We start from the raw sequence: 21,226 nt of genomic DNA on the forward strand, positions 1-21,226 counted from the left end.
GCCGTTGTTCACAGTGGACCGGAGCGGCACCGGATCAGCGGCGATCCGGGAGCACAACCACGACAGTCAGCGAGCTCACGCCGGCGTGAGTGACGGCGGCAGTGCGCCGGCGCCCCACGTGCGGTTCGGCGTGGCGCTCATGCGCAGCACCAGCTCACCGCCGCGCACCACTTCGTCGTGGGTGAGCCACGCGCGGCGCAGCGGCTTTCCGTTGAGCGTCGCCGACGAGATGTAGACGTTCGTGGCCGAGTTGCCGACGGCCCGCACCGTGAAGGTCCTCCCCCGGCCGGTCGCGAACCGGGCGCGGTCGAACACCGGGCTGCCGATGATGTACACGCCGCTGGCGGGCGAGACGGGGTAGAAGCCCGCCGCCGCCAGTACGTACCAGGCCGACATCTGGCCGGCGTCGTCGTTGCCCGCGAGACCGGTGGCGCCGGTGCGGTAGGCGTGCTCGCAGACGTACCGCGACCACTTCTGAGTGAGCCACGGTGCACCCGCGTAGGTGAACATGAAGGGCATCTGCTGAACGGGTTCGTTGCTGTGGTTGTAGAACTCGTTCCACTTCATCATCACGTCCGGCGGCGTGTTCTCGAAGATGCCGTTGAGCCGGTCGACGAAAGCCTGACGCCCGCCGACGAGCTTGACGATCCCGCCGACGTCGTGGGGCACGAACCAGCCCTGCTGCTCGGGGTTGCTCTCGATGCACCCGTCGCCGTCGCCCATCCAGGTGCCGTCGGCGTTGCGGCCGCGGAACCAGCCGGCGTCGGTGTTGAAGAGGTTGCGGTAGTTCTGCGAAGTCGCATACAGGCGCTTCGCGTCGTCCTTCTTGCCCAGTGCTTCGGCGAACCGCGCGAGCGCGTAGTCAGAGTACGCGTTTTCCACTGTCGAGGAGAGGCTGTAGGTCACGCAGTACCCGAGCGAGGTCCAGTTCGCGAAGTCGGTGCGGTTGGACCGGTCGGCCGGACCGAGCGCGACCTCACGGCAGAAGCGGTAGGCCTTCTCGACGTCGAACCCGCGCAGCCCCTTGAGATACGCCTCGGCGATCACGTTGATCGCGGCGTCGCCGAGCATCGTGTCGGTGTCCTTGCCCAGCAGCTCCCACCTGGCCAGCCCCTTCGCGAGGCCGCGGTCGGTCAGCGACACCAGCGAGGAGATGGTCTCCTGCACCACGTCGGGGTCGATGATGGTGAGCAGCGGGAACTGCGCGCGGAACACGTCCCAGCCGCTGAAGAGCGTGCGGTGCGTGACGCCGTCGCGCACCGGCGCGGTGTCGCCCACGCGGTGGCGGCCGTCGACGTCGCCGAACAGGCGCGGGTCGATCATCGAGTGGTACAGCGCGGTTTCGAAGATCTTGCGCTGCTCGGCCGTGCCACCTTCGACAGCCACCTTGCCCAGTGCGTCGGACCACGTGCGGCGCGCCCCGGCCGCCACGGTGTCGAAGTTCCAGCTCGCCACGTCGTGGCGGAGGTTCCGGCGCGAGCCGTCGAGGTCGACGAACGACACGCCCGCGCGCACGGGCACCTGCTGGCCGGCGTGGACGGGGAACTCGACGAAGAACCCGAGCTGCGTACCGTCGCGCCGGCCGAGGTCGGTGCGCACGTCGGTGCCGTCCCAGGTGCCGAACACGGAGATCGGCTGGTGGAACTCCATCGTGAAGTACACGGTGTACGCGGGGCTCTGCGCGCCGCAGCCCCAGCCGCCACCTGTGTGGTCGCAGCGGATCCAGCCTTCGATCGTGGTGGCATCGACCTTGCGCACGTGCTGCGCGATCGAGTGCGAGCCGTCCGGCCCGATGCGGCGCGTGAGGTCGACCTTGACGCGGCCGGTGCCGGCGTCGTGGAAGGTGAAGCGCAGGAGCCCGGCGCGCTCGGCGGCGGTGAGCTCGGCGCGCACGCGGTAGCGGTCGAGCTCCACGGCGTAGTAGCCGGCGCGCGCGATCTCGGTTTCCTTGCGGTACGGGCTTTTCGCCTCGTCACGGCCGATCACCAGGGGGCCGGTCTGCGGCAGCACCTGGAGGTTGCCGAGGTCGCCGTAGCAGCCGACGCCCGACATGTGCAGGAAGCTGAAGCCCTCGATCGTGGTCATCTCGGCCGAGTAGCCGCTGCCGTTGTCCCCACCGGAGACGGTGTCCGGGCTCAGCTGCACCAGGCCGAACGGCGCGACCGCGCCGGGGAACGTCTTACCGCACGCCGTGTCGGCGGCGGTCGTCACAGATCCGATCATCGGGTCGACGGAATCCACCGGTTGGGGCGGGGCTGCGGCTGCGACGGCCGCACGGGGCAGCGCCGCCACGGCGACCACTCCGCCCGTGCCGACCATAAATCCGCGTCTGGACAGAGAACCCGCGTCGCTCATGCTTCGTTGCCTTCCGGAGGCTCGTGCAGTTGACGCCGACCACACTGGGCGACAAGACGAGCTGGGTCAAGCAAACATCGGATGTGTGATGTTTTCTGTCCACTCGTTTGTCCGCCACACACCACCCCGGTCCTCCACAGTGGACTTCGCGCCGACCGCACTACGGACCGCGCGGTCACCACCGCTGCCGGACCTGTGGGACGACATCCCGCGCGAACACGGCCACCTGGGCCGCGGAATTGTCCTCGGGCATGAACACGAAGCCGGTGAACGGATGCTTCGCGGCCACGTCCACCAGCAGCTCGGCCCACTCCGCGGCGGTCCCGCGCACGGGCTCGGCCCCTTGCTCGACCTGCGGCCGGCCCGGGGTCTCCGTGACAGTGCCGACGAGCTGGACGAGCCGGCGCACGGCGCGCGGGTCCCGGCCCGCCACCACGGCCGCGTCGTCGAGGGTCCGATGGGCCTCGGCCCACTTCTCATAGGGGAGGTACGAGGCGATCGGCGCCGCCCAGCCGTCGGCGATCCGGCCGGTCAACCCGAGCGATTTCGGGCCCTGTGCACCGATCCAGATCTCGATCGGGTGCGCGGGCGCCGGCCCCGGACTTGCTCCGGACAGCGAGTAGTACTGCCCGTCGAACCGGATCGGCGCACCACCGGGCGCCCACAGCGCCCGCAGCACGGTGACCGCTTCCTCGAGCGCGCCGTTCGCCTCGAGCGGACTGCGGCGGGCCACCCCAAGCTGGGTGATGGCGTCCCAGTACCCACCGGCACCCAGCGCCAGCTCGAAGCGGCCCCCCGACACGAGATCCAGCGCCGCGGCGGTCTTCGCGAGCAGCGCCGGCGGCCTCAGCGGCAGGCTCGCCACGTCGGGGAACACGGAGATCCGGCCCGTGGCCGCCAGCAGGTCGCCGGCCAGCACGAAGGTGTCCAGCTGGTCGGGTGCGAACGGCGCGTCCTGGATGCCGACGAGGTCGAGGCCGCCGTCGTCCGCGGCCGCGGCGAAGGCCCGGTTGGCCGCCAGGTCGGTGCTCGGCGTCAGCGCGACACCGAACACCAGGTCGTCACGCACGAGCTGCTCCGTCGAAGTCAACAGTCATTACCGTCAAGGACTATGCCCACAGCCGAGGGCACCTCGCTATTCGGCGGAGCGTCAATTTTTGTCGCGATCGGATCAGGGAGGCCCGGCGCCGCCGGACCTCCCCGTCGATCACCACCTGCGGCTACGCTCGGATCCGATCGGCGTCAGTCGACCGGCGGCCACACCGGGATCGGCCCACGGCCCGACGGGAACCGCACGTTCTTGGCCCGCACGAACTCGTGCAGGGTCTCGGCGGCGTTCTCCCGGCCGAACCCACTGCCCTTCACGCCGCCGAACGGCGAGCCGAGGAAGGAGCGGCGGACGTAGTTGTTCACGAACACCATGCCGGCCTGCAGGTCACGCGCGAGGTTCGAGGCGCGGAAGTGATCGCGCGTGATGAGCGCGGCCGTGAGCCCGTACGCGGTGCCGTTGGCGATGCGCACGGCTTCCTCGTCGGTGTCGTGGACCATGATCGACGCGACGGGGCCGAAGATCTCCTCCTGCGCGACGGTGTGGTCCGGTTCCACGCCGGTGAGCACCGTCGGCGGGACCCAGAAACCGCCGGCCAGGCGCTCGTCGTCCGGCAGCTCGGCCTGGAAGACGATCTTCGCGCCTTCCTTCACGGCCGTGTCGATGTAGCCGAGCACCTTCTGCTGCTGGCGGGCGTCGACCATCGCGCCGATGTCCGTGCCCTTGTCGAGCCCGTCGCCGACCTGCAGCTTCGCGGTGGCGGCCACGAACCGCTCCACGAACTCCTCGTGCAGCGACCGGTGCACCACGATCCGCGCGGTGGACGTGCAGGCCTCACCCTGGTTGTAGAACATGCCCTCGATCGCGACCGCGACGGCGACTTCCAGGTCGGCGTCGTCGAGCACGATCAGCGCGTTCTTGCCGCCGAGCTCCATCGTGGCGAACGTGAGGTTCTCCGCGGCGGTGCGCAGCACGGCCTGGCCCGTCTTGGTGGCACCGGTGAACGTGATCCGCTCGACGATCGGATGGCCGGCGAGCGCGGGGCCGGCCGACATGCCCGACACGGCGTTCACGACCCCCGCCGGCAGGACCTGGTTCACGAGCTCGACGAGCCGCAGCACGGCGAGCGGCGCCTGCTCCCCCGGCTTGATGACCACGGTGTTGCCCGCGGCAAGCGCCGGCGCGGTCTTCTTCGTGAAGTGCATCGGCGGCCAGTTGAACGGCAGGATCGCGGCCACCACCCCGTAGGGCTCGTAGTGCACACGCGCCTCGATGGGTCCCTGGTCGAGCACCTCGCCGTGGAGCGTCTCGGCCAGGCCGCTGAAGTAGTCGAACCCGGCGGAGCTGAACGCCACGTCGAATCGCTTCGCGTCGCGCAGCGGCTTGCCGACCTCCCGCGCCTCGAGCTCGGCCAGTTCGTCGGCGTGCTCGCGGATGAGGGACGCGACCTTGCGCAGCAGACCACTGCGCTCACGCGGGGTCAGCCGGCCCCACTCCCCCTCGTACGCCCGGCGCGCGTCGCGCACAGCCTGGTCGACGACGTCGTCGCTCGCTTCCACCACGTCGGCCAGGTGGCCGCCCGTGGCCGGTTCGAGCACGGCGAACGACGGCGCGCCCTCCGGCGTCACCCAGCTGCCGCCGATGAACGAGCCCCAGCGGGTGCGCGGCAGCGGGCCACGGCCGTCGGCCGGAAGGACGGGTTCCAGGGCGTCGGACATCGTGAGATCCCTTCGGTGGGCTGTGAACGTTTGCGGTGCTTCGCAGCCGAAGCCGCCATTGACCACAGCGTACTCAGCTCTTACGATATTGCAATCGTTTGCGGCCCGGTTGCTTCTTCGAGGCCGCGTTCGCACTGAGGCAACAGTTCGGCAGGAGGCAGTCGGATGAGGACTTTGCTCAGCGGGGGCGCCGTGGTGGCGCCGGGCCGTCCGGAACTTCTCGGCGGAGGCGACCTCCTGATCGACGGGACGACCATCGCCGAGCTCGGCCCGGCGGAAACCCTGAGCCGCGAAGGGGTCGACCGGGTCGTCGACACGACCGGCTCGATCGTGCTGCCGGGGCTGATCAACGCCCACCAGCACGACTGGTACCTCTACGGCAAGGGGCTCGGTTGCGACGTGCTGCTGGAGCAGTGGATCGCCGGCTGCCTCGTGCCGCTCAAGGACAACCTCGACGTGGACGACCTGCGGGTGGCCAGTGAGCTCGCCGCGCTGGACATGCTGCGCGGCGGCACCACCAGTTCGGTGAACCACCTCGTGAACGAGACGACGATCGCCGACGAGGAAGCCATCCTCGGGCCGGTGGCCGACACCGGCGTCCGGCAGTTCTTCGCGAAGGTCATCCGGCCGCACGACGCCCGCGACGGCTACGCGAGCGCGCGCGAGTCGTTCGAGAAGTGGGACGGTGCCGCCGAGGGTCGCATCCGCGTCGGGTTCGTGCTGGAGGCGACGGCCCACTGGGTCGCGCTGGGCACGAGCTCCGAGGAAATGGTGCTGGGCGGGCACGAGCTCGCGGTGGAGAAGGACACGTTCGTGACCTCGCACATCGCGGGCGGCACCATGTCCCGCAACGAGGGCTACCTCAAGTGGGTGCTGGAGACCGGCCGCACCGACGTGCAGTTCCTGCACCGCCTCGGCGTGCTCGACGACCGCTGGATCCTCGCCCACACCATCCACCCGCGCGGCAACGACCTCGATCTCATCGCGGCTTCGGCCAGCACCGTCGCGCACACCCCGAGCTCCGAAGCCGCCCGCGGCGCCGGCATCACGCCGGTGAAACACATGCTGGACAACGGCATCCGCGTCGCGCTCGGCACCGACGGCCCCATGGTCGACCTCACCAACGACATGGTCGAGCAGATCAAGTGGACGCGCCTGCTGCAGAACCAGCTCCACGAGCACCCGGGCTCGGTCGGCCTCGGCAAGCTCGTGACCATGGCCACGGCCGACAGCGCCCACGCCGTCCGCGCCGGTGGGCACCTCGGCAGCCTGGAGCCCGGCTACGCGGCCGACATCGCGGTCTTCGACCTCGCGACGCTGCACGCGGGCCCCGTGCACAACCCGCTCACGACCTTCGTCCACGCGGCGCGCGGCACGGACGCCAAGCACGTGTTCGTGAACGGCGAACAGTTGCTGGACGACGGCCGGTTCACCCGCGTCGACGAGCTGCACGTGACGGATCTGATGAAGCGCGCCGGCGACCGGGCGAAGGCATTGGGACGCCGGGCCGGGCTGCTGCCCAAGGAGTGACACCCGACATCGAAAGCCCTGGCTCGCATCGGTTGCGGGCCAGGGCTTTCGCAAGTGGAGATGCGGTCCGACCGCGGTTTCCTTTTCCGTCCCCGGGGCCGGGAAACCGAACCGTGGCACCGCCGGCATTTTCCGTGGTGCAGCGGGCGCTAACCCGGCACGGCCGCCGTCGAGTCGCGGCTGACCAGCTCGACCGGCAGCACCACACGTTTCGCGGGCGCGGCCGGGGAAGCGATGCGCTCCAGCAACAGCCGGGCGGCTTCACGGCCGATCTCGTAGTGCGGGATGCGCACGGTGGTCAGCGAGGGGCGCTGGCGGTCGACGAAGGGCATGTCGTTGAACCCCGTGACGGAGACGTCGCCGGGGACCGAGCGGCCGAGGTCGGCAAGTGCGGAGTAGCAGCCGAGGGCGATGAGGTCGTTGCCGGCCAGGATCGCGGTCAGGGTGGGGTGCGCGGCGAGCAGCCGCTGGGTCGCGGCGTGGCCCGCGGTCTCGGTGAAGGCGTCGGCGAACTCGACGGCCGCCTCCAGGCCCAGTGCCGTCGTGGCGTCGAGGTAGGCGCGGTAACGCTCCCAGCCCGTGGAGAGCTCGCGCGGGCCGGCGATGTGGCCGAGGCGCGTGTGGCCGAGGTCCGCGAGGTGTCGCACGAGCAGGTGGATGCCCGCGGCGTTGTCGGCCGTCACCGACGGGATGCCGCCGTTGTCGGTGCGCCGGTTGACGAGCACCGTGGGCACCGGCACGTCGCCGGCGAACGCGGCGGAGCGGCTGCTGGTGGCCAGGATGAACCCGTCGATCTGGCGGCCGCGCATGGCGGTGACGAGCTCGCGTTCGCGCTCGGGATCGCCGTCGGTGTTGCCGACCAGCGCCATGTACCCGGCGTCCCGCAGACCGTCCTCGATGCCGCGGACGATCGGCGGGAACACCGGGTTGCGCAGGTCCGGCACGAGGACACCGGCGACCGAGGACGTGCGCGTGCGCAAGCTGCGCGCGGCGGAGTTGGGCGCGTAGCCCAGGGCGCGGGCCGCCTCGGTGACCCGGCTCGCCGTGCGCGCGTTGACCATTCCGCGCGTGGCGGGGTTGAGCGCGCGGCTCGCGGTCGCGGCGTGCACCCCCGCCCGCTCGGCGACGTCCTTGATCGTCGGCGGCCTGTTCATCGTGCCAGCATAGAGCGGCCGGAGGTCACCAGGAGACGGCGACGTACTTGGACTCCGTGTACTCCAGCAGCCCTTCGTGGCCGCCCTCGCGGCCCAGCCCGCTCTGCTTCACCCCGCCGAACGGCGCGGCCGGCTCGGACACGAGGCCGCGGTTGAGCCCGACCATGCCGGACTCCAGTGCCTCCGAAAGCCGCAGGCCCCGCGCGAGGTCGCTGGTGTACACGTAGGACACGAGGCCGTGCTCGGTGTCGTTCGCGAGCGCGACGACCTCCTCCTCGGTGTCGAAGGTGACGATCGGCGCCACCGGCCCGAAGATCTCCTCCGCGAGCACGGGTGCGCCCGCCGGTACGTCGGCCAGCACGGTCGCCGGGTAGTAGAACCCGGTGCCCTCCGGGCGTTTCCCGCCGACGAGCACGCGGGCGCCGGCCTGGACCGTGCCCTCGACCAGCTCGGTCACCTTGTCCACGGCGGCCTCGTTGACGAGCGGGCCGAGCTCGATGCCGGCCTCGGTGCCCGGGCCGACGCGCAGCGCGCCCATCCGCCCGGCGAGCCGGCGCGCGAACTCGGGCGCCACCCCGCGCTGCACGAAGAACCGGTTGGCCGCCGTGCACGCCTGGCCGCCGTTGCGCATCTTGGCGACCATCGCGCCGTCCACGGCCGCGTCGAGGTCGGCGTCGTCGAACACGAGGAACGGCGCGTTGCCGCCGAGCTCCATCGACGTGCTGACCACGGTGTCCGCGGCCGTGTGCAGCAGGGCGCGGCCGACCTCCGTCGACCCCGTGAACGACAGCTTCCGCACGCGCGGGTCGGTCACCATGGCCGCGACGACCTTGCCCGACCGCGTGGAGGGCACCACGTTCACCGTGCCCGCGGGCGCACCGGCCTCTTCGAGGATCGCGGCGATCGCGAGCGCGGTCAGCGGCGTCTCCGACGCCGGCTTGAGGATCACGGTGCAGCCGGCCCCGAGCGCGGGCGCGATCTTGCGCGTGGCCATCGCCGCCGGGAAGTTCCACGGCGTGACGAGCACGCTCACCCCGATCGGCTGCCGCAGCACCAGGATGCGGTTCGCCCCGCCCGGCGCGGTCTGCACGGTGCCCGCCACGCGCACGGTTTCCTCGGCGTACCACCGGAAGAACTCGGCCGCGTAGTTCACCTCGCCCAGTGCGTCCGGCAGCGCCTTGCCGTTCTCGCGCACGATCAGCTCGGCGAGCTCGTCGGCGCGTTCGTGCATGAGCGTGAACGCCCGCTGCAGCACGTCGGCCCGCGCGCGGGGCGCGGTCGCACCCCACTCGGGCAGGGCCGCGGCGGCAGCGTCGACGGCGGCCAGACCGTCTTCGACACTGCCGTTGGCGACCGTGGTGATGGGTCCGGCCGTGGCCGGGTCGCTCACGGTGATGCGGGACCCGTCGGACGAGGACCGCCACTCACCGCCGATGAACAGTTCTTCGGGGACCTTCACGGGTGGCTCCTCAGTAGGGGTTGGCGACGAACAGGTCCTGCGCGGGGAACTTCGTGAGCACCTCGACGCCGGTCTCGGTGACCACGACCTCCTCCTCGATGCGCGCGGCGGAGAAGCCGTCGGTCGCCGGGCAGTACGTCTCGAGCGCGAACACCATCCCGGGCTTGATCTCGACGGGGTTGTCGATGCTGTTGAGCCGCGAGATGATCGGCCGCTCGTGCAGGCCCAGGCCGAGCCCGTGCCCGAACTGCAGCCCGAAGGCCGCCATCTCGTTCGCGAACCCGAACTCGGTGGCCGCGGGCCAGACCCGGGCGACGTCGTCGGTCCCGATGCCCGGCTTCACGGCCTCGATCGCCGCGTCCATCCACTCGCGCGCCTGCCGGTACGCCCCGCGCTGCACGTCGGTCGCGCTGCCGACGCTGAACGTGCGGTAGTAGCAGGTGCGGTAGCCGTTGTAGGACTGGATGATGTCGAAGAACGCCTGGTCACCCGGGCGGATGAGGCGGTCGGAGAAGTTGTGCGGGTGCGGGTTGCACCGCTCCCCCGACACCGCGTTGATCGCCTCGACCTGGTCGGAACCCATTTCGTAGAGCTGTTTGTTGGCCAGCGCCACGATCTCGTTCTCGCGCACGCCGGGCTTGAGCGCCTCGACGATGTCCTGGTACACCCCGTCGACCATCGCCGCGGCCTGCGACAGCAACGTGATCTCGTCCGACGACTTGATCTCGCGCGCGTCGAGCATCGCCTGCTGCGCGTCGACCACCGTGAGCCCCTGGCGCTGCATCTCGAACAGGAACGGCGGCTCCACGATGTCCACACCCACCGGCGAATCCGCGACACCGGCCTGCGTGAGCAGGTCCTTGATCTGCGTCACGGCGTCGCGCATCAAGCCGGCCTCGGGGGAGATCGCGCCCCGCAGGCCCAGCATGCCGGCGCGGCAGTTCTCCGGCTCGAGCCACGGCGAGTACAGCTGGTGGTGCTTGGCCGCGGAACCGAAGTCCCACAGCATGGGCTCACCGTCGCGGGTGAGCAGCGCGTAACGGGTCATCTTGTCGCCGAGCGCGCCGCCGATCCACGTCTGCGTGGTGTAGCGGATGTTGTAGAAGTCGAACAGCAGGAACGCGCCGCACTCCCCCGCGTCGAGCGAGGCCCGGGCTCGCGCGAGCCGGTAGTCGCGCAGCCGCGCGAAGTCCACGCGCTCCTCGAAGTCGACCGCGTTGTGTCCCGGGGCCGGGATCGGGCGACCGTCAGGCATTCTCGGGCTCCAGACCGTCGGTGACGTCGGCGTTCTCCGACACCAGCGTGATGCCCGAACGCCGCGCCTGCTCCTCGATCAGCACGGCGAAGTCCTGCTCCACCAGCCCGGCGCCGATCGCCTGCGCCACCAGCTGCGCGGTCGCCGCGGCCACCGGCATCGGCGCCTCGAGCTCGCGAGCGGCGGCCAGGCCGAGATCGAAGTCCTTGCGCAGCAACGGCATCGTGAACGTCGGGGTGAAGTCGAGGTTCACCAGCGCCGGCGTCTTGTACTGGCTGAAGACCGACCCCATCACGGAATCGTTGAGGAAGGCCATGAACGCCTCGCGCGTGACGCCGCCCTTCTCGGCCAGCACCGTGATCTCGGCCAGCGACTGGATCACCACACCGAGGAAGACGTTGTGGCAGATCTTCACCAGGCGCGCCACCTCGTCGTCGCCGACGTAGGTCACGCCGCGGCCGAGGGTGTCGAGGATCGGCTGCACCGCGTCGAACACCTCGCGCGGACCCGACACGGCGAGCGTCAGCTTGCCCGACGTGACCACCTTCGGGTTGCCGCTCACCGGCGCGGCCAGCAGTTCGGTGCCACGCTTGGCGGCCTCCACGCGGACGGCGGCCGAGGCCTCGGCCGACACGGTGGACGAGTCGATCACGACCTTCGGCGCCCGGTCCGGGTCGGTGAGCAGCCCGCCGTCGCCCGAGGTCACGTGCTGGAGGTCGGCCGAGGCCGACACCATGCTGAACACCACGTCGCGCCCGGCGAGGTCCACCGGCCGGTCGACGACCGTCGCGCCGTCGGCGACGAGCTCTTCGGCCTTGGCGCGCGTGCGGTTGCAGACGGCGACGTCGTAACCGGCCGCGAGCAACCGGCGCACGAGCGCCGCACCCATGCGGCCGGTGCCGATCCAGCCGATCGTGGGCCGGTCCGTGAGGGTCACCATGACATCTACCTCCGAGTACGCCAAAGCAGCTGCAGCCCGAGCAGCTGCAATCGATTGCAACCATCATGCGGTGCCAGCTAGGATCCGTCAAGTAGCCGAGGGAAAGCCGCGCTGCGAACGTCCGCAACGCCGGCACCCCCGTTCGACGTCCCCGAAAGGCGGCACCCCGTGCACTCGATCCAGCTGGGCACGTTCAGCCCCTCGGTCCTCCTGACGGTCGCCGCCGTCACCGGCACCCTGGCCGAGGCCGGGCTCGAGGTCACCGAGGTGCCGGCGAAAACATCGGCCCACCAGTTCGCGGACCTGTTCGACGGCCGCCTCGACGCCGCCTTCACGAACCCCGACAACGTGCTCGCGTACCGCTGTGTCGCCGGCAATCCCCTGGGCCGCACGGGTGATGTGCGAGTGCTCGGCGCGGTCGATCGCGGCCTCGGCCTGGGCCTGTTCACCGCGCCCGACGTCGCCGGACCCGACGTCGCCGGACCCGCGCGCGGCGGGCGGCTCGGCGTCGACGTGCCCGGCTCGGGGTTCGCGTTCATCGCCTTCGAACTGCTCGCGCGCGCCGGGCTGGTCCGCGACACCGACTACGAGGTGCTCAGCCTCGGCTCCACACCGAAACGCGCGCAGGCCCTCGTCGAGGGCGCGGTGGACACTACCGTGCTCAACGCCGGCTACGACTTGTTCGCCGAAGCCCGCGGGGCGCACCGCATCGCGTCGGTGACCGAGATCGGCCCCTACGCCGGGACCGTCCTGTGCGCCACCGCCGACGGGATCGCGGCCCACGGCGACGCACTGGCCGCCCTGCTCAGGGTCACCTCGACCGTGGCGTGGGAGCTGGCCGCGGGCCGGCACCGGGAAGTGGCCCTGGCCGCGGTGACCGACCGCCTCGGCCTCACCGGCCCCAGCGCCGAACGGCACCTGGCGACCCTGACCGATCCCGCGCAGGGGCTGGTGCCGGACGGCCGGCTGACCCGCGAAGAGCTCGACACCGTGGTCTACCTGCGCAATCGTCACTCCCGGTCCGACACCCCGGTCACCGCGGAAAAGGCGCTGGACAGCGGTCTCGTCGACACCTCGCTGCTGTCCTGAAAGCCGGCGAGGCGCAGGAATACTGCGATCGTTTGTCGCGCGAAACTTCACTGAAATCCCGGCTTTTCCGCGCTCAAACAGCTGGGTCACGCGGCAAAACCGCTGACCGCCATTGACCACGAGCTTTTCGGCGCCTACATTACTGCAATCGTTCGCAGCTGTGACGCCCGTCTCCGGCGCCCGGGAAGGCTCCCCATGAACACCTCACCGAGAACCACCGCGCCCCACGTTCCGGCGGTCACCCGCCGGGTTCCGCTCACCGTGTCGATCACCGGGTGGACGCTGCTCGTCCTGTCGTACCTGATCAACGCCATGGACCGGCAGGTCTTCTACCCGCTCCTGCCCGAGATCAGCGCCGAGCACGGCTTCAGCCTCTCCCAGGGCGGGCTTCTCGCGACCGGCTTCACCCTCGGTATCGCGCTGGCGGGCCTGCCGGCCGGGTACCTCGTCGAGAAGCTGCCCCGCAAGACGGTGCTGGTGATCAGCGTCTTCTTCTACTCGGCGGGCACGCTGGCGACGCCGCTCGCTTCCGGCTTCGCCGACATGGCCGTGTACCGGCTGATCTCCGGTGCCGGCGAAGGCATGCAGGCGACCGCGTTGTACGCGGTGGTCGGCTCGTTCTTCGTGCTGCGCCGCTCGTTCGCGTTCGGTGTGCTCGGCGCGGTGTTCGGCACCGGCGTGTTCCTCGGTCCCCTGGTGGGCACGGCGATCGCGCAGGACCTGGGCGGCTGGCACACGCCGTTCCTGTTCTACGGCATCGCGGGCCTGGTGATCACCGTCCTCATCGGACTGCTGGTCCGGCGCGGCGTGACCGACCTCGACGGCGGCGTGGTGCGCGGCGCCGAGCTGCCGACCGACCACGTGCCGAGCTCACCGTTCAACCGCAACACCGCGATGCTGTGCCTCGCCTGCATCGCCGGCGGGCTCGTGTTCTACGGCTACCTCGGCCTGTACCCGACATACCTGCGCCAGCAGCTGCACTACACCGCGGCCGAAGCCGCGCTCGCCACGAGTGTGGTCGGCGCCGGGGCGGCGACGTCGATCCTCACCGGCTGGCTCGCCGACCGGTTCAACCCGCGCACGATCTTACTCGTCACCTACGCCGGCGTGGCCGTGAGCGCGTGGCTCGTCTTCCACGGTTCCACCAGCCACGCGTGGCAGTACACGTGGTCCTTCATCTTCGCGGTGTTCGTGGCGGGCTCGCTGTTCACCACCCTCAACGCCACCATGCAGCGCGCGGTGCGCCCGCGCTACGTCGGTCGCGCGGCCGGGATGTTCGTGTCCTTCTACTACGTGGCGGCCGCGTTCTCCGGGCTGCTGTTCGCCCAGCTGGTCCAGGCGCTCGGCTGGACGGACGCGGCGCTGTGGCAGCTGACGATCCTGCCGCTGGCGACGCTGATCCCCTTGTGGTTCCTCGACTCCCGCAAGATGCTCGACCCGCGCCGCGACCGCTGACCCGACACGACCCGACCCGACGCGCGAACCCGAAAGGCCGGTCACGATTCCCGTGACCGGCCTTTCGGGTTCGTGCGCTCAGCGGCGCACGAGCTTGCGCCCGAGCTGCTTTTCCAGGTGCACCTCGATGAACACCCGCAGGTACGGGTCGTTTTCGTACATGTTGAAGGCTTCGGCCAGCTTCGGCTGCGGCTCGTCGGTCAGGAAGACGATGCGCCACATGTTGAGCGGGTCCTCCTCCGTGCCGCCCACGGAGTGCTCGACGTGGAAGATCGGCTGTCCGGTGCCGGCGGTGAACTCGCGGCCGTCGGGTGCGGTGAAGTGCTCCGCGCCGACGAAAAACGCCCGCTGGCTCTCGTGGTCGAGCCGGACGTGCTCGATGATCAGGTCGTAGTTGTCCGGGTCGGCCCAGCGGCGCTGCTGCGACACGCGGGTGAAGTCCTCGATCTGCCCATTGTGGACACTCGGGAACTTCTCGGCGCTGCCGGGCTTCACGACCGTCGGGATGTAGATGTCCGGTGCGGCCGCCTTGCGCTTCTCCATGTCCCACAGGTCGGTGCGGGTGTAGCTGAACGGCGGGGTCACCTCGTAGCGCTCGCGCAGCACGTCGTTGACGCGCACGGGGGTGAGCTCGGCCGTCGTGCTGCCCGCGGCGTCCCAGGCTTCCTTGATGATCGCCTCGTGGTCCATCGTTTTCCTTTCTCGTGCGGGGTGTCGTGCAGGGGGTTGTCTTCTCGAGCAGCGAACTCTCAACCCGAGTGCGCGGCGAGCTGCCGCCGCACCTCGGGCACCACTTCGCGGGCGAAGGCCTCGACCTGGTCGATCGCCTGTTCCTCGGGCCAGAACACGAACGTCGTGAACGGTTGTTCCCGGCCGAGACGGGCCAGGTGATCCGCCCACTGACGGGCCGTGCCGCGCACCGGGTCGGCACCGGAGTCCACCCGGAGCCGGCCCTTGTTCGCGGTGATCGTGCCGACCACCTGCGCGATCCGGCGCACCGCGCCCGGGTCGCGTCCGGCGCCCTCGGCCGCTTCGTCGATGATGCGGTTGGCCTCGCCCCACTTCTCGTACGGCAGGTACGACGCGATCGGCGCCGCCCACCCGTCGGCGATGCGGCCCGTGAGCGCGAGTGCCTTGGGGCCCTGCGACCCGGTCCAGATCTCGATCGGGTGCGCCGGGGCCGGGCCCGGCTGCGCGCCGTGGAGCGAGTAGTACTCGCCCTCGAACCGGATCGGCGCGCCGCCGTGGCGCCACAGCGCGCGCATCAGCACGATCGCCTCCTCCAGCGCGACGTTGGCCTCGGCCGGGCTGCGCCGCGCCACCCCGAGCCGGGTGATCGCGTCCCAGTAGCCCCCGGCCCCGAGCGCGAGCTCGAACCGGCCGCCCGACACCAGATCCAGTGCCGCGGCGGTTTTGGCCAGCAGGGCCGGTGGCCGCAGCGGCAGGTTCGCCACGTCGGGGAACACACTGATCTTCTCCGTGGCCGCCAGCAGATCACCGGCGAGCACGAACGTGTCGAGGTAACTCGGCACGTACGGGTGGTCCTGGATCCCGATCAGGTCCAGCCCCGCCTCGTCGGCGGCCCGGGCGAACCGCCGGTTGCCCGCCACGTCCTCGACCGGGGTCAGCGAGACCCCGAACTTCAGGTCCTTGCTCATGCCACGTGCTCCCGGACGAACGCGCCGATGCGGTCGACCGACGCCGCCGCCTCGGGCAGGAATGATGCGAAATGCTGCCAGATGTGCGGGGCGCCGTCAGTCTCGACCAGCTCCGAGTCCACACCCGCCGCCAGCGCGCGCTCGTGGAAGCGGCGCGAGTCGTCGATCATGACCTCCTCGGTGCCGACCTCGAGGTGGATCGGCGGCAGCCCGGTCAGGTCGCCGAACAGCGGCGACACGAACGGGTCTCGGGGGTCGTGGTCACCGAGGTAGCCGGCCGCGAACGCCTTCAGCGCGGCGGCGCTCACGAACGGATCTCGCTCGGCCCGCTCGGTGAACGACGGCGCCGACACCGTCAGGTCCGTCCACGGCGACACGGGCACCGCGGCCGCGGGCAGCGCCACGCCGAGTGCCTTGAGCTTCAGCAGCAACGCCAGCGACAGCCCGCCGCCGGCCGAGTCGCCGCCGGTGGCGATGCCGGTCGCCGGCAGCGTCTCCAGCAGCACCCGGTACGCCGCCACGGCCGCGTCGAGTGCCGCGGGGAAGCGGTACTCGGGTGCCAGCGGGTAGTCCGGCAGGTACACCGTGGTGTGGGTGGCGGTCGCGAGCCGGGCCCCGATCTCGCGGTGGTTGTAAGCCGCGCCCTCGGTGTAGGCACCGCCGTGGAAGTACAGCAGCGCCCGGCCGGGCTCCGACGCCGGCGTGCGCACCACGAGACCGGGGAAACCCGGGGCCTCGGTCACCAGCGCATCGTCGGGCACCGGGAACTGCTCGCTCCAGCGCCGGTAGGCGTCGCGGTGGCGGACGTGCTCGGGTCGTTCGTCGACGGGCATGTGGTCACCCATCGTGGCCAGCAGGTGGTGCGCCTTGGCCAGCTGGGCGCTGAGCGATCTCATGCGCTCACCTGCGGCAGCAGCACGGGCTTGGTCGCGGTGCCGTCCTTCATGGCCTCGGCGGCGCGTTCGACCTCCTCCAGCGGGAACGTGGTCACGATCCGCTCCACCGGCAGCTGCCCGGTGGCCGTGAGCGTGGCCAGCACCGGCAGGAAGGTCGGCGGGTTGCTCTGCCCCTCCACCACACCGATCACGCGCTTGCTGTTGTTGACCACGTCGGCCACGTCGATCGGCGCGGTGACGCCGAACGGCGGCACGCCGACCACGGCGGCCGTGCCGCCCACGCGCAGGCTCGTGATGGCCTGCACCAGCACAGCGGGCACGCCACTGCTCTCCACGACGTAGCCGGCGCCACCCCCGGTGAGGTCCCGGATCGCCTCGATCGGGTCGGCCTCGCGGGAGTTGACCACGGCCGTCGCGCCCAGCTCACGGGCCAGCTCGAGCCGCGAGTCCAGCACGTCGACCACGATCAGCTGCTCGATCGGCAGCAGCGCGGCGGCCATGACCGCCGACAGCCCGACCACGCCGGCCCCGAACACGGCCACCGCGGACGCCGCGCCCGGCTGCAGCACGTTGAGCACCGCGCCCGCGCCGGTCTGGATGCCGCAGCCCAGCGGCGCGAGCACCGACGAGGGCACGTCGGCGGCGGCCGCGGGCACCGGCACGGTGTTTCGCACCCGGGCGAGGGCGTAGGTGGCGAACGACGACTGCCCGAAGAAGTTGCCGTGCACGACCTCGGCGCCGTCGTGCAGGCTCGGGCTGCCGTCGGGCCGCGCGCCGTTGGTGAAGTTGCGCGGCAGGAACTCCGAGCACTGCGACGGCAGGCCGGAGACGCAGCCGGCGCAGTGGCCGCAGGAGTCGAAGGTCAGCATGACCCGGTCACCCGGGCGCACCGACGTGACGGCCGAGCCGACCTCCTCGACGATCCCGGCGCCCTCGTGGCCGACGACCCCGGGCAGCGGGAACGGGAACTCGCCCGCCCGCGCCGCGATGTCGGCGTGGCACATGCCCACCGCCTCGACCCGCACGAGCACCTCGTCCGGGGCGGGGTCGGCCAGCTCCAGTGACTTTCTCGTGAACCGCTCCCCCGCCGAGGCGACGGTCATCGCGGACGTGGTCGTGGGCATCAGGCTTCCTCGCCGGCCGGGGCGGTCGCCTGGATCTGCAGCGTCAGCTCGGTCGTGTCGCCCATGAGCAGCGGGCCGCCCGGCGTCGAGACGTTGCCCGCCACGCCGAAGGCCGACCGCGACACCCGCGTGGTCGCGCGGAACCCGACGCGGAAGTTGCCGTAGTGGTCCACACCGTCGCCGGTGAAGTACAGGTCCAGCTCGACCGGCAGCGTCGTGCCGCGGATCGTGAGGTCGCCACGCAGGGCGTAGCGGTCGCCGTCGGCTTCCAGGCCCGTGGAGGTGAAGGTGGCCTGCGGGTGGTTGGCGACGTCGAAGTAGTCCGCGGTGCGCAGGTGCTCGTCGCGGGCCTCGGTGCCGGTGTAGAGCGACGTGGTCTCGATGGCCGCCGTGACCGACGACTTGGCCAGGTCCTCGGCGACCTCGACGGTGCCGGAGAACGCGCCGAACGTGCCGCGCACGCGGGCCGCGACGAACCGCGTGGAGAAGGTGATCGACGAGTGCACCGGGTCGATCTCGTACCGGCCGGGCTTGATCTCGATGCTCATGGTTCCTCGAATTCGGGTGCAGGGAAGGGAAGGAAGGGTGGGACGGGGTGATCAGTGGAACGTGCCGTCGTGGACCTCGGCGATGTACCCGCCGGGGAACTGCAGGACCACGCTGGTGCGGTCGGAGCTCTTGTACGGTCCGGAAAGGACGGTGGCGCCGTTGGCCTCGGCCTTCGCGACCGTGGCGGCCACGTCGGACACGGTGTAACCGGTGGTGTCGCGGCCGTAGGGGTAAGCCCAGTCACCGTTGTTCGCCAGCACGACCGTGTTGCCGAACGGGGTCGCGATCCGGATCCGGTGGTAGGTGGTGCCCGGCGCGCCGACCTCGCCGCCGTCGGCCTTGCGCACGTCGGAAATCACGCTGCCGCCCGTGAACTTCAGGTACGACGCGAGGAACGCATTCACCGTCGACTCGGTGAGGTACACGCGGAACTCCGGCTGCGTCTTCAGCGGCGTGAAGCCCGACATGTCGTACTGCAGCCAGATCTGGGAGGCGAACCCGCCCGGGAACTTGACCACGGCCTCACGGCCGACCGGCCCGGTCCACGGGGTCACCGTCACCTCTGCCCCGCTGCGCAGCGCCGCGTCCGCGCCGAGATCGGGGTCGTGCACGCCGAACCCGGTCTGCTCCGCACCGAACGGGTACGGCACCGGGGTCTGGTAGTCGTAGGCCGCCAGCAGACCGACCGGCGAGTGGATGATCGACGCCAGGGCCTTGCTCGGGGTCGGGGTGATCTGGAAGGTGTTCTGGCCGTTGTCCGTCCCACCGAACGTGCCCTCCCAGCTCTTGATGAAGGCCGGCAGCGTGCCGTGCTGCAGGTAGACGTGCGACGCGTCGTACTGCACACCCCACGCCTTGACCGGGGTTCGCCACCCCGCCGCGTCGGGCGTGCCCTCGGCGCTGCCCGCGGACACCGCCACCACGACACCCGCCACGGCCGCGGCCACGACACCCAGGATACCGGTTCGCTTCGCGATCTTGCTCTTCATGACGTTGTCCTCCTCGGGAACGGATCAGTTCTTGGCGTAGCCGGCGGCGATCTGGCCGACCAGCGTGGCGAACGGCATGTCCAGCGCGGCGTACAGGTCGCCCGCCAGCGGGTCGGCGTTGTCGGCGAGGATCTCCACCATCGCCGTCGCGTAGTCGATCGGGATGACACCCGCCTGCTGCATGCGCAGGAGGCCCGCTTCACGCTTGGCGTGCCAGAAGGTGCCGGACGCGTCGACGGCCGCGTAGGCGTCGAACCCGTCGGCGGTGGCCGCGATGGCCGGGAACGCGAGGCACACCTCGGTGGACACGCCCGCGATGATCAGCTTCTTGCGGCCGGTCGCGCGAATCGCGCCCTGCACGTCCGCGTTGTCCCAGGCGTTCACGGTCGAGCGGTCGATCACGGTGAGATCGGCGGGCAGGACCTCGGTCAGCTCGGGGATCAGCGGGCCCCACATGCTGTCCTGGCCCGTGGTCGTGACGATGACCGGCACGCCCATCACCTGGGCCGCCTTGGCGAGGCCCACCACGTTGTGCTTGAGCTCGCCGACCGAGATGTCGCGGACCCCGCTGTAAAGCCCGACCTGGTGGTCGATCAGCACGACCGCCGCGTTGTCGCGGGTCAGCCGTTCGGAGAACCTGGTGTCAGCCATGGGAAACTCACTTTCGTCGATGGGGAACGTGATCACTGTATCGGATAGTAAATATATTTGACTACTTTGCGGGTCCCTCTTTGGGGTGAAACAACACCGGGCGCAGCGAGAACGCGCCGATCACCGCGATGAACACGGTGAACGCGATCGCGAGCACACCGGTCCAAGCACGCCACCCCGCGGGGGCGAGCAGCTGCAGCCATTTCTCGGTCAACGACACCGAGGCGGCCAGGGGGAAGGTGAAGGACCAGAAGCCCAGCGTGAAGGGCAGCCGCCGGTAGCGCGGCAGCAACGCCACCTGCACCAGCAGCATGAGCACGACGATGCCGGCGATCCCCTGACCGACCGGGTCCGTGGCGAACCCGTGCACGGTGAACCACGCCAGGCCCGCCACGGGCGGTGGCGCGAGCAGCATGGCGCTGGTGGGCAGCAGCGGCTCGGGCAGCGGGTTGTGGAACCCGAGGCGCTGGATGATCAGCGGGGTCATCAGCAGCGTGAAGAGCACGCCGATCGCGAACAGCCCCCAGGACAACCCCGGGTGGCCCAGCGAACGGGCGACGTCGCCGCCGATCAGTCCCGGCGCGACCGTCGGCAGGATGTAGCCGGCGTGCACGGCGTCGGGACCCAGCCGCCCTTCCAGCCACCAGGCGAGGATCCAGGCGGCGAACACCGCCGAGGTCACCAGCGCCAGGAAGAACAGCATCCGCCCGGCCACGTGCGAGAAGGGGAACAGGTCGTTGGCCAGCAGCATCGCGACGACCGGCGCCAGCGAGGCGAGCGGCCCCTGCGCGGGGTGGCGCAGCTGCGCGACCAGCGGTTGCCCGCTCTTGCGCCCCCGCACCGTGTGCGCCACGAGCAGCCACACCCACGAGACGGCCGCGATGACCCAGAACACCTGCGGCACCACGCGGGGCAGGCCCAGTGCCGGTGCCGCCCGTGTCCACACCCCGGCCAGCCCGACGAGACCGAAGGCGATGGCGAACGTGGTCAACGGGAAGCGGCCCGGCGCGGTTCTCGCCGGCGGGGTGCCGGCCGGCTCGGCCGACGGCGTCGGGGCGGCGGTGCTCGTCAACTTCTGCTCCTGAACGGGTGGGATTCCGGACCGCACGTCGACGGTCCTCAGCGCGCCGGAACCGGTGTCGTGGTGCCGGTCCGGTCTTCGTTCGTGCTGACGACGTCATCGTGCTCGTCCGCGACCGCGCTCAGTGCCCGTCAGATGACGGGTCCGGAGACGGTCACCGGTCGCCGTTGATCGACTGGCCTCGATCCGATGGCCCCCGGACGGGTGACAGACGCACCCGGACGGCGGGCACCGTCGTCCGCACCGTCGTGTGACGGTTCACCGCCGGGCACCGG

At 70.8% G+C, this 21,226-nt stretch carries 18 protein-coding genes; 3 read left to right on the forward strand and 15 right to left on the reverse strand.

Annotation, left to right across the window (positions count from 1 at the left end; all coding sequences use genetic code 11):
* Positions 1-75: 75 nt before the first annotated feature.
* The 3 genes from ACWEOE_RS29640 to ACWEOE_RS29650 form a co-directional block, all read right to left on the reverse strand.
* Positions 76-2,355 (reverse strand): GH92 family glycosyl hydrolase, encoded by a 2,280-nt coding sequence (locus ACWEOE_RS29640; protein ID WP_452014856.1) that lies wholly within the window; start codon positions 2,353-2,355, stop codon positions 76-78.
* A gap of 175 nt (positions 2,356-2,530) precedes the next feature.
* Positions 2,531-3,424 (reverse strand): LLM class flavin-dependent oxidoreductase, encoded by an 894-nt coding sequence (locus tag ACWEOE_RS29645; RefSeq protein ID WP_452014858.1) that lies wholly within the window; start codon positions 3,422-3,424, stop codon positions 2,531-2,533.
* A gap of 173 nt (positions 3,425-3,597) precedes the next feature.
* The gene (locus ACWEOE_RS29650; protein WP_452014860.1) at positions 3,598-5,121 is read right to left on the reverse strand and encodes an aldehyde dehydrogenase family protein; all 1,524 of its coding nucleotides are present in this window, start codon (positions 5,119-5,121) and stop codon (positions 3,598-3,600) included.
* Between the two features lie 165 nt (positions 5,122-5,286).
* On the opposite strand from ACWEOE_RS29650, the gene ACWEOE_RS29655 reads away from it, so the two are divergent.
* The gene (locus ACWEOE_RS29655) at positions 5,287-6,651 is read left to right on the forward strand and encodes an amidohydrolase family protein (RefSeq protein WP_452014862.1); all 1,365 of its coding nucleotides are present in this window, start codon (positions 5,287-5,289) and stop codon (positions 6,649-6,651) included.
* A 149-nt stretch (positions 6,652-6,800) separates the two neighbouring features.
* On the opposite strand, the gene ACWEOE_RS29660 is transcribed toward ACWEOE_RS29655, so the two are convergent.
* From ACWEOE_RS29660 to ACWEOE_RS29675, 4 genes are read right to left on the reverse strand one after another with little or no spacing between them, the layout of a single operon-like run.
* A complete protein-coding gene (locus ACWEOE_RS29660) occupies positions 6,801-7,805 on the reverse strand; it encodes a LacI family DNA-binding transcriptional regulator (protein ID WP_452014864.1) in 1,005 nt (334 codons plus the stop codon).
* Between the two features lie 25 nt (positions 7,806-7,830).
* Positions 7,831-9,264 carry an NAD-dependent succinate-semialdehyde dehydrogenase gene (locus tag ACWEOE_RS29665; protein WP_452014866.1) on the reverse strand — a complete coding sequence of 478 codons (1,434 nt, stop codon included), beginning with the start codon at positions 9,262-9,264 and terminating at the stop codon, positions 7,831-7,833.
* A gap of 10 nt (positions 9,265-9,274) precedes the next feature.
* Positions 9,275-10,519 carry a M24 family metallopeptidase gene (locus ACWEOE_RS29670; protein WP_452014868.1) on the reverse strand — a complete coding sequence of 415 codons (1,245 nt, stop codon included), beginning with the start codon at positions 10,517-10,519 and terminating at the stop codon, positions 9,275-9,277.
* Positions 10,512-11,459 (reverse strand): NAD(P)-dependent oxidoreductase, encoded by a 948-nt coding sequence (locus ACWEOE_RS29675; protein ID WP_452014870.1) that lies wholly within the window; start codon positions 11,457-11,459, stop codon positions 10,512-10,514. Before ACWEOE_RS29675 ends, ACWEOE_RS29670 begins: the two co-directional genes overlap by 8 nt.
* Positions 11,460-11,627: 168 nt before the next feature.
* Between ACWEOE_RS29675 and ACWEOE_RS29680 the strand changes: the two genes are divergently transcribed.
* Entirely contained in the window at positions 11,628-12,548 is a 921-nt protein-coding gene (locus ACWEOE_RS29680) for an ABC transporter substrate-binding protein (RefSeq protein WP_452014872.1), read from the forward strand.
* 195 nt (positions 12,549-12,743) lie between these two features.
* On the forward strand, positions 12,744-14,003 hold the full coding sequence (locus ACWEOE_RS29685) for an MFS transporter (protein ID WP_452014874.1): 1,260 nt from the start codon (positions 12,744-12,746) through the stop codon (positions 14,001-14,003).
* Between the two features lie 78 nt (positions 14,004-14,081).
* On the opposite strand, the gene ACWEOE_RS29690 is transcribed toward ACWEOE_RS29685, so the two are convergent.
* The 8 genes from ACWEOE_RS29690 to ACWEOE_RS29725 all read right to left on the reverse strand — a co-directional run bounded on the left by ACWEOE_RS29690 (position 14,082) and on the right by ACWEOE_RS29725 (position 20,942).
* Positions 14,082-14,693 carry a hypothetical protein gene (locus tag ACWEOE_RS29690; RefSeq protein ID WP_452014876.1) on the reverse strand — a complete coding sequence of 204 codons (612 nt, stop codon included), beginning with the start codon at positions 14,691-14,693 and terminating at the stop codon, positions 14,082-14,084.
* A 59-nt stretch (positions 14,694-14,752) separates the two neighbouring features.
* Positions 14,753-15,661: an LLM class flavin-dependent oxidoreductase gene (locus ACWEOE_RS29695; RefSeq protein WP_452014878.1), complete on the reverse strand. Its 909-nt coding sequence runs from the start codon at positions 15,659-15,661 to the stop codon at positions 14,753-14,755.
* Entirely contained in the window at positions 15,658-16,557 is a 900-nt protein-coding gene (locus ACWEOE_RS29700; protein ID WP_452014880.1) for an alpha/beta hydrolase fold domain-containing protein, read from the reverse strand. The genes ACWEOE_RS29695 and ACWEOE_RS29700 overlap by 4 nt, the downstream gene beginning before the upstream one ends.
* Entirely contained in the window at positions 16,554-17,681 is a 1,128-nt protein-coding gene (locus ACWEOE_RS29705; RefSeq protein WP_452014882.1) for an NAD(P)-dependent alcohol dehydrogenase, read from the reverse strand. Before ACWEOE_RS29705 ends, ACWEOE_RS29700 begins: the two co-directional genes overlap by 4 nt.
* Positions 17,681-18,229: a YceI family protein gene (locus tag ACWEOE_RS29710; protein ID WP_452014883.1), complete on the reverse strand. Its 549-nt coding sequence runs from the start codon at positions 18,227-18,229 to the stop codon at positions 17,681-17,683. Before ACWEOE_RS29710 ends, ACWEOE_RS29705 begins: the two co-directional genes overlap by 1 nt.
* Positions 18,230-18,280: 51 nt before the next feature.
* A complete protein-coding gene (locus ACWEOE_RS29715) occupies positions 18,281-19,219 on the reverse strand; it encodes a VOC family protein (RefSeq protein ID WP_452014885.1) in 939 nt (312 codons plus the stop codon).
* A 24-nt stretch (positions 19,220-19,243) separates the two neighbouring features.
* On the reverse strand, positions 19,244-19,870 hold the full coding sequence (locus ACWEOE_RS29720; RefSeq protein WP_452014887.1) for an isochorismatase family protein: 627 nt from the start codon (positions 19,868-19,870) through the stop codon (positions 19,244-19,246).
* Between the two features lie 61 nt (positions 19,871-19,931).
* Positions 19,932-20,942, reverse strand: coding sequence for an SLAC1 family transporter (locus ACWEOE_RS29725; RefSeq protein WP_452014889.1), 1,011 nt, complete (start codon positions 20,940-20,942; stop codon positions 19,932-19,934).
* Positions 20,943-21,226 lie beyond the last annotated feature (284 nt).

The organism is Amycolatopsis sp. NPDC004368 (assembly GCF_053602515.1).

Excerpts from the sequence above, each read along its gene's own strand:
- ACWEOE_RS29640 (WP_452014856.1), bottom strand. The coding sequence starts at position 2,355 with ATGAGCGACGCGGGTTCTCTGTCCAGACGCGGATTTATGGTCGGCACG.
- ACWEOE_RS29650 (WP_452014860.1), bottom strand. The coding sequence starts at position 5,121 with ATGTCCGACGCCCTGGAACCCGTCCTTCCGGCCGACGGCCGTGGCCCG.
- ACWEOE_RS29655 (WP_452014862.1), top strand. The coding sequence starts at position 5,287 with ATGAGGACTTTGCTCAGCGGGGGCGCCGTGGTGGCGCCGGGCCGTCCG.
- ACWEOE_RS29660 (WP_452014864.1), bottom strand. The coding sequence starts at position 7,805 with ATGAACAGGCCGCCGACGATCAAGGACGTCGCCGAGCGGGCGGGGGTG.
- ACWEOE_RS29670 (WP_452014868.1), bottom strand. The coding sequence starts at position 10,519 with ATGCCTGACGGTCGCCCGATCCCGGCCCCGGGACACAACGCGGTCGAC.
- ACWEOE_RS29675 (WP_452014870.1), bottom strand. The coding sequence starts at position 11,459 with ATGGTGACCCTCACGGACCGGCCCACGATCGGCTGGATCGGCACCGGC.
- ACWEOE_RS29685 (WP_452014874.1), top strand. The coding sequence starts at position 12,744 with ATGAACACCTCACCGAGAACCACCGCGCCCCACGTTCCGGCGGTCACC.
- ACWEOE_RS29690 (WP_452014876.1), bottom strand. The coding sequence starts at position 14,693 with ATGGACCACGAGGCGATCATCAAGGAAGCCTGGGACGCCGCGGGCAGC.
- ACWEOE_RS29695 (WP_452014878.1), bottom strand. The coding sequence starts at position 15,661 with ATGAGCAAGGACCTGAAGTTCGGGGTCTCGCTGACCCCGGTCGAGGAC.
- ACWEOE_RS29700 (WP_452014880.1), bottom strand. The coding sequence starts at position 16,557 with ATGAGATCGCTCAGCGCCCAGCTGGCCAAGGCGCACCACCTGCTGGCC.
- ACWEOE_RS29705 (WP_452014882.1), bottom strand. The coding sequence starts at position 17,681 with ATGCCCACGACCACGTCCGCGATGACCGTCGCCTCGGCGGGGGAGCGG.
- ACWEOE_RS29710 (WP_452014883.1), bottom strand. The coding sequence starts at position 18,229 with ATGAGCATCGAGATCAAGCCCGGCCGGTACGAGATCGACCCGGTGCAC.
- ACWEOE_RS29715 (WP_452014885.1), bottom strand. The coding sequence starts at position 19,219 with ATGAAGAGCAAGATCGCGAAGCGAACCGGTATCCTGGGTGTCGTGGCC.
- ACWEOE_RS29720 (WP_452014887.1), bottom strand. The coding sequence starts at position 19,870 with ATGGCTGACACCAGGTTCTCCGAACGGCTGACCCGCGACAACGCGGCG.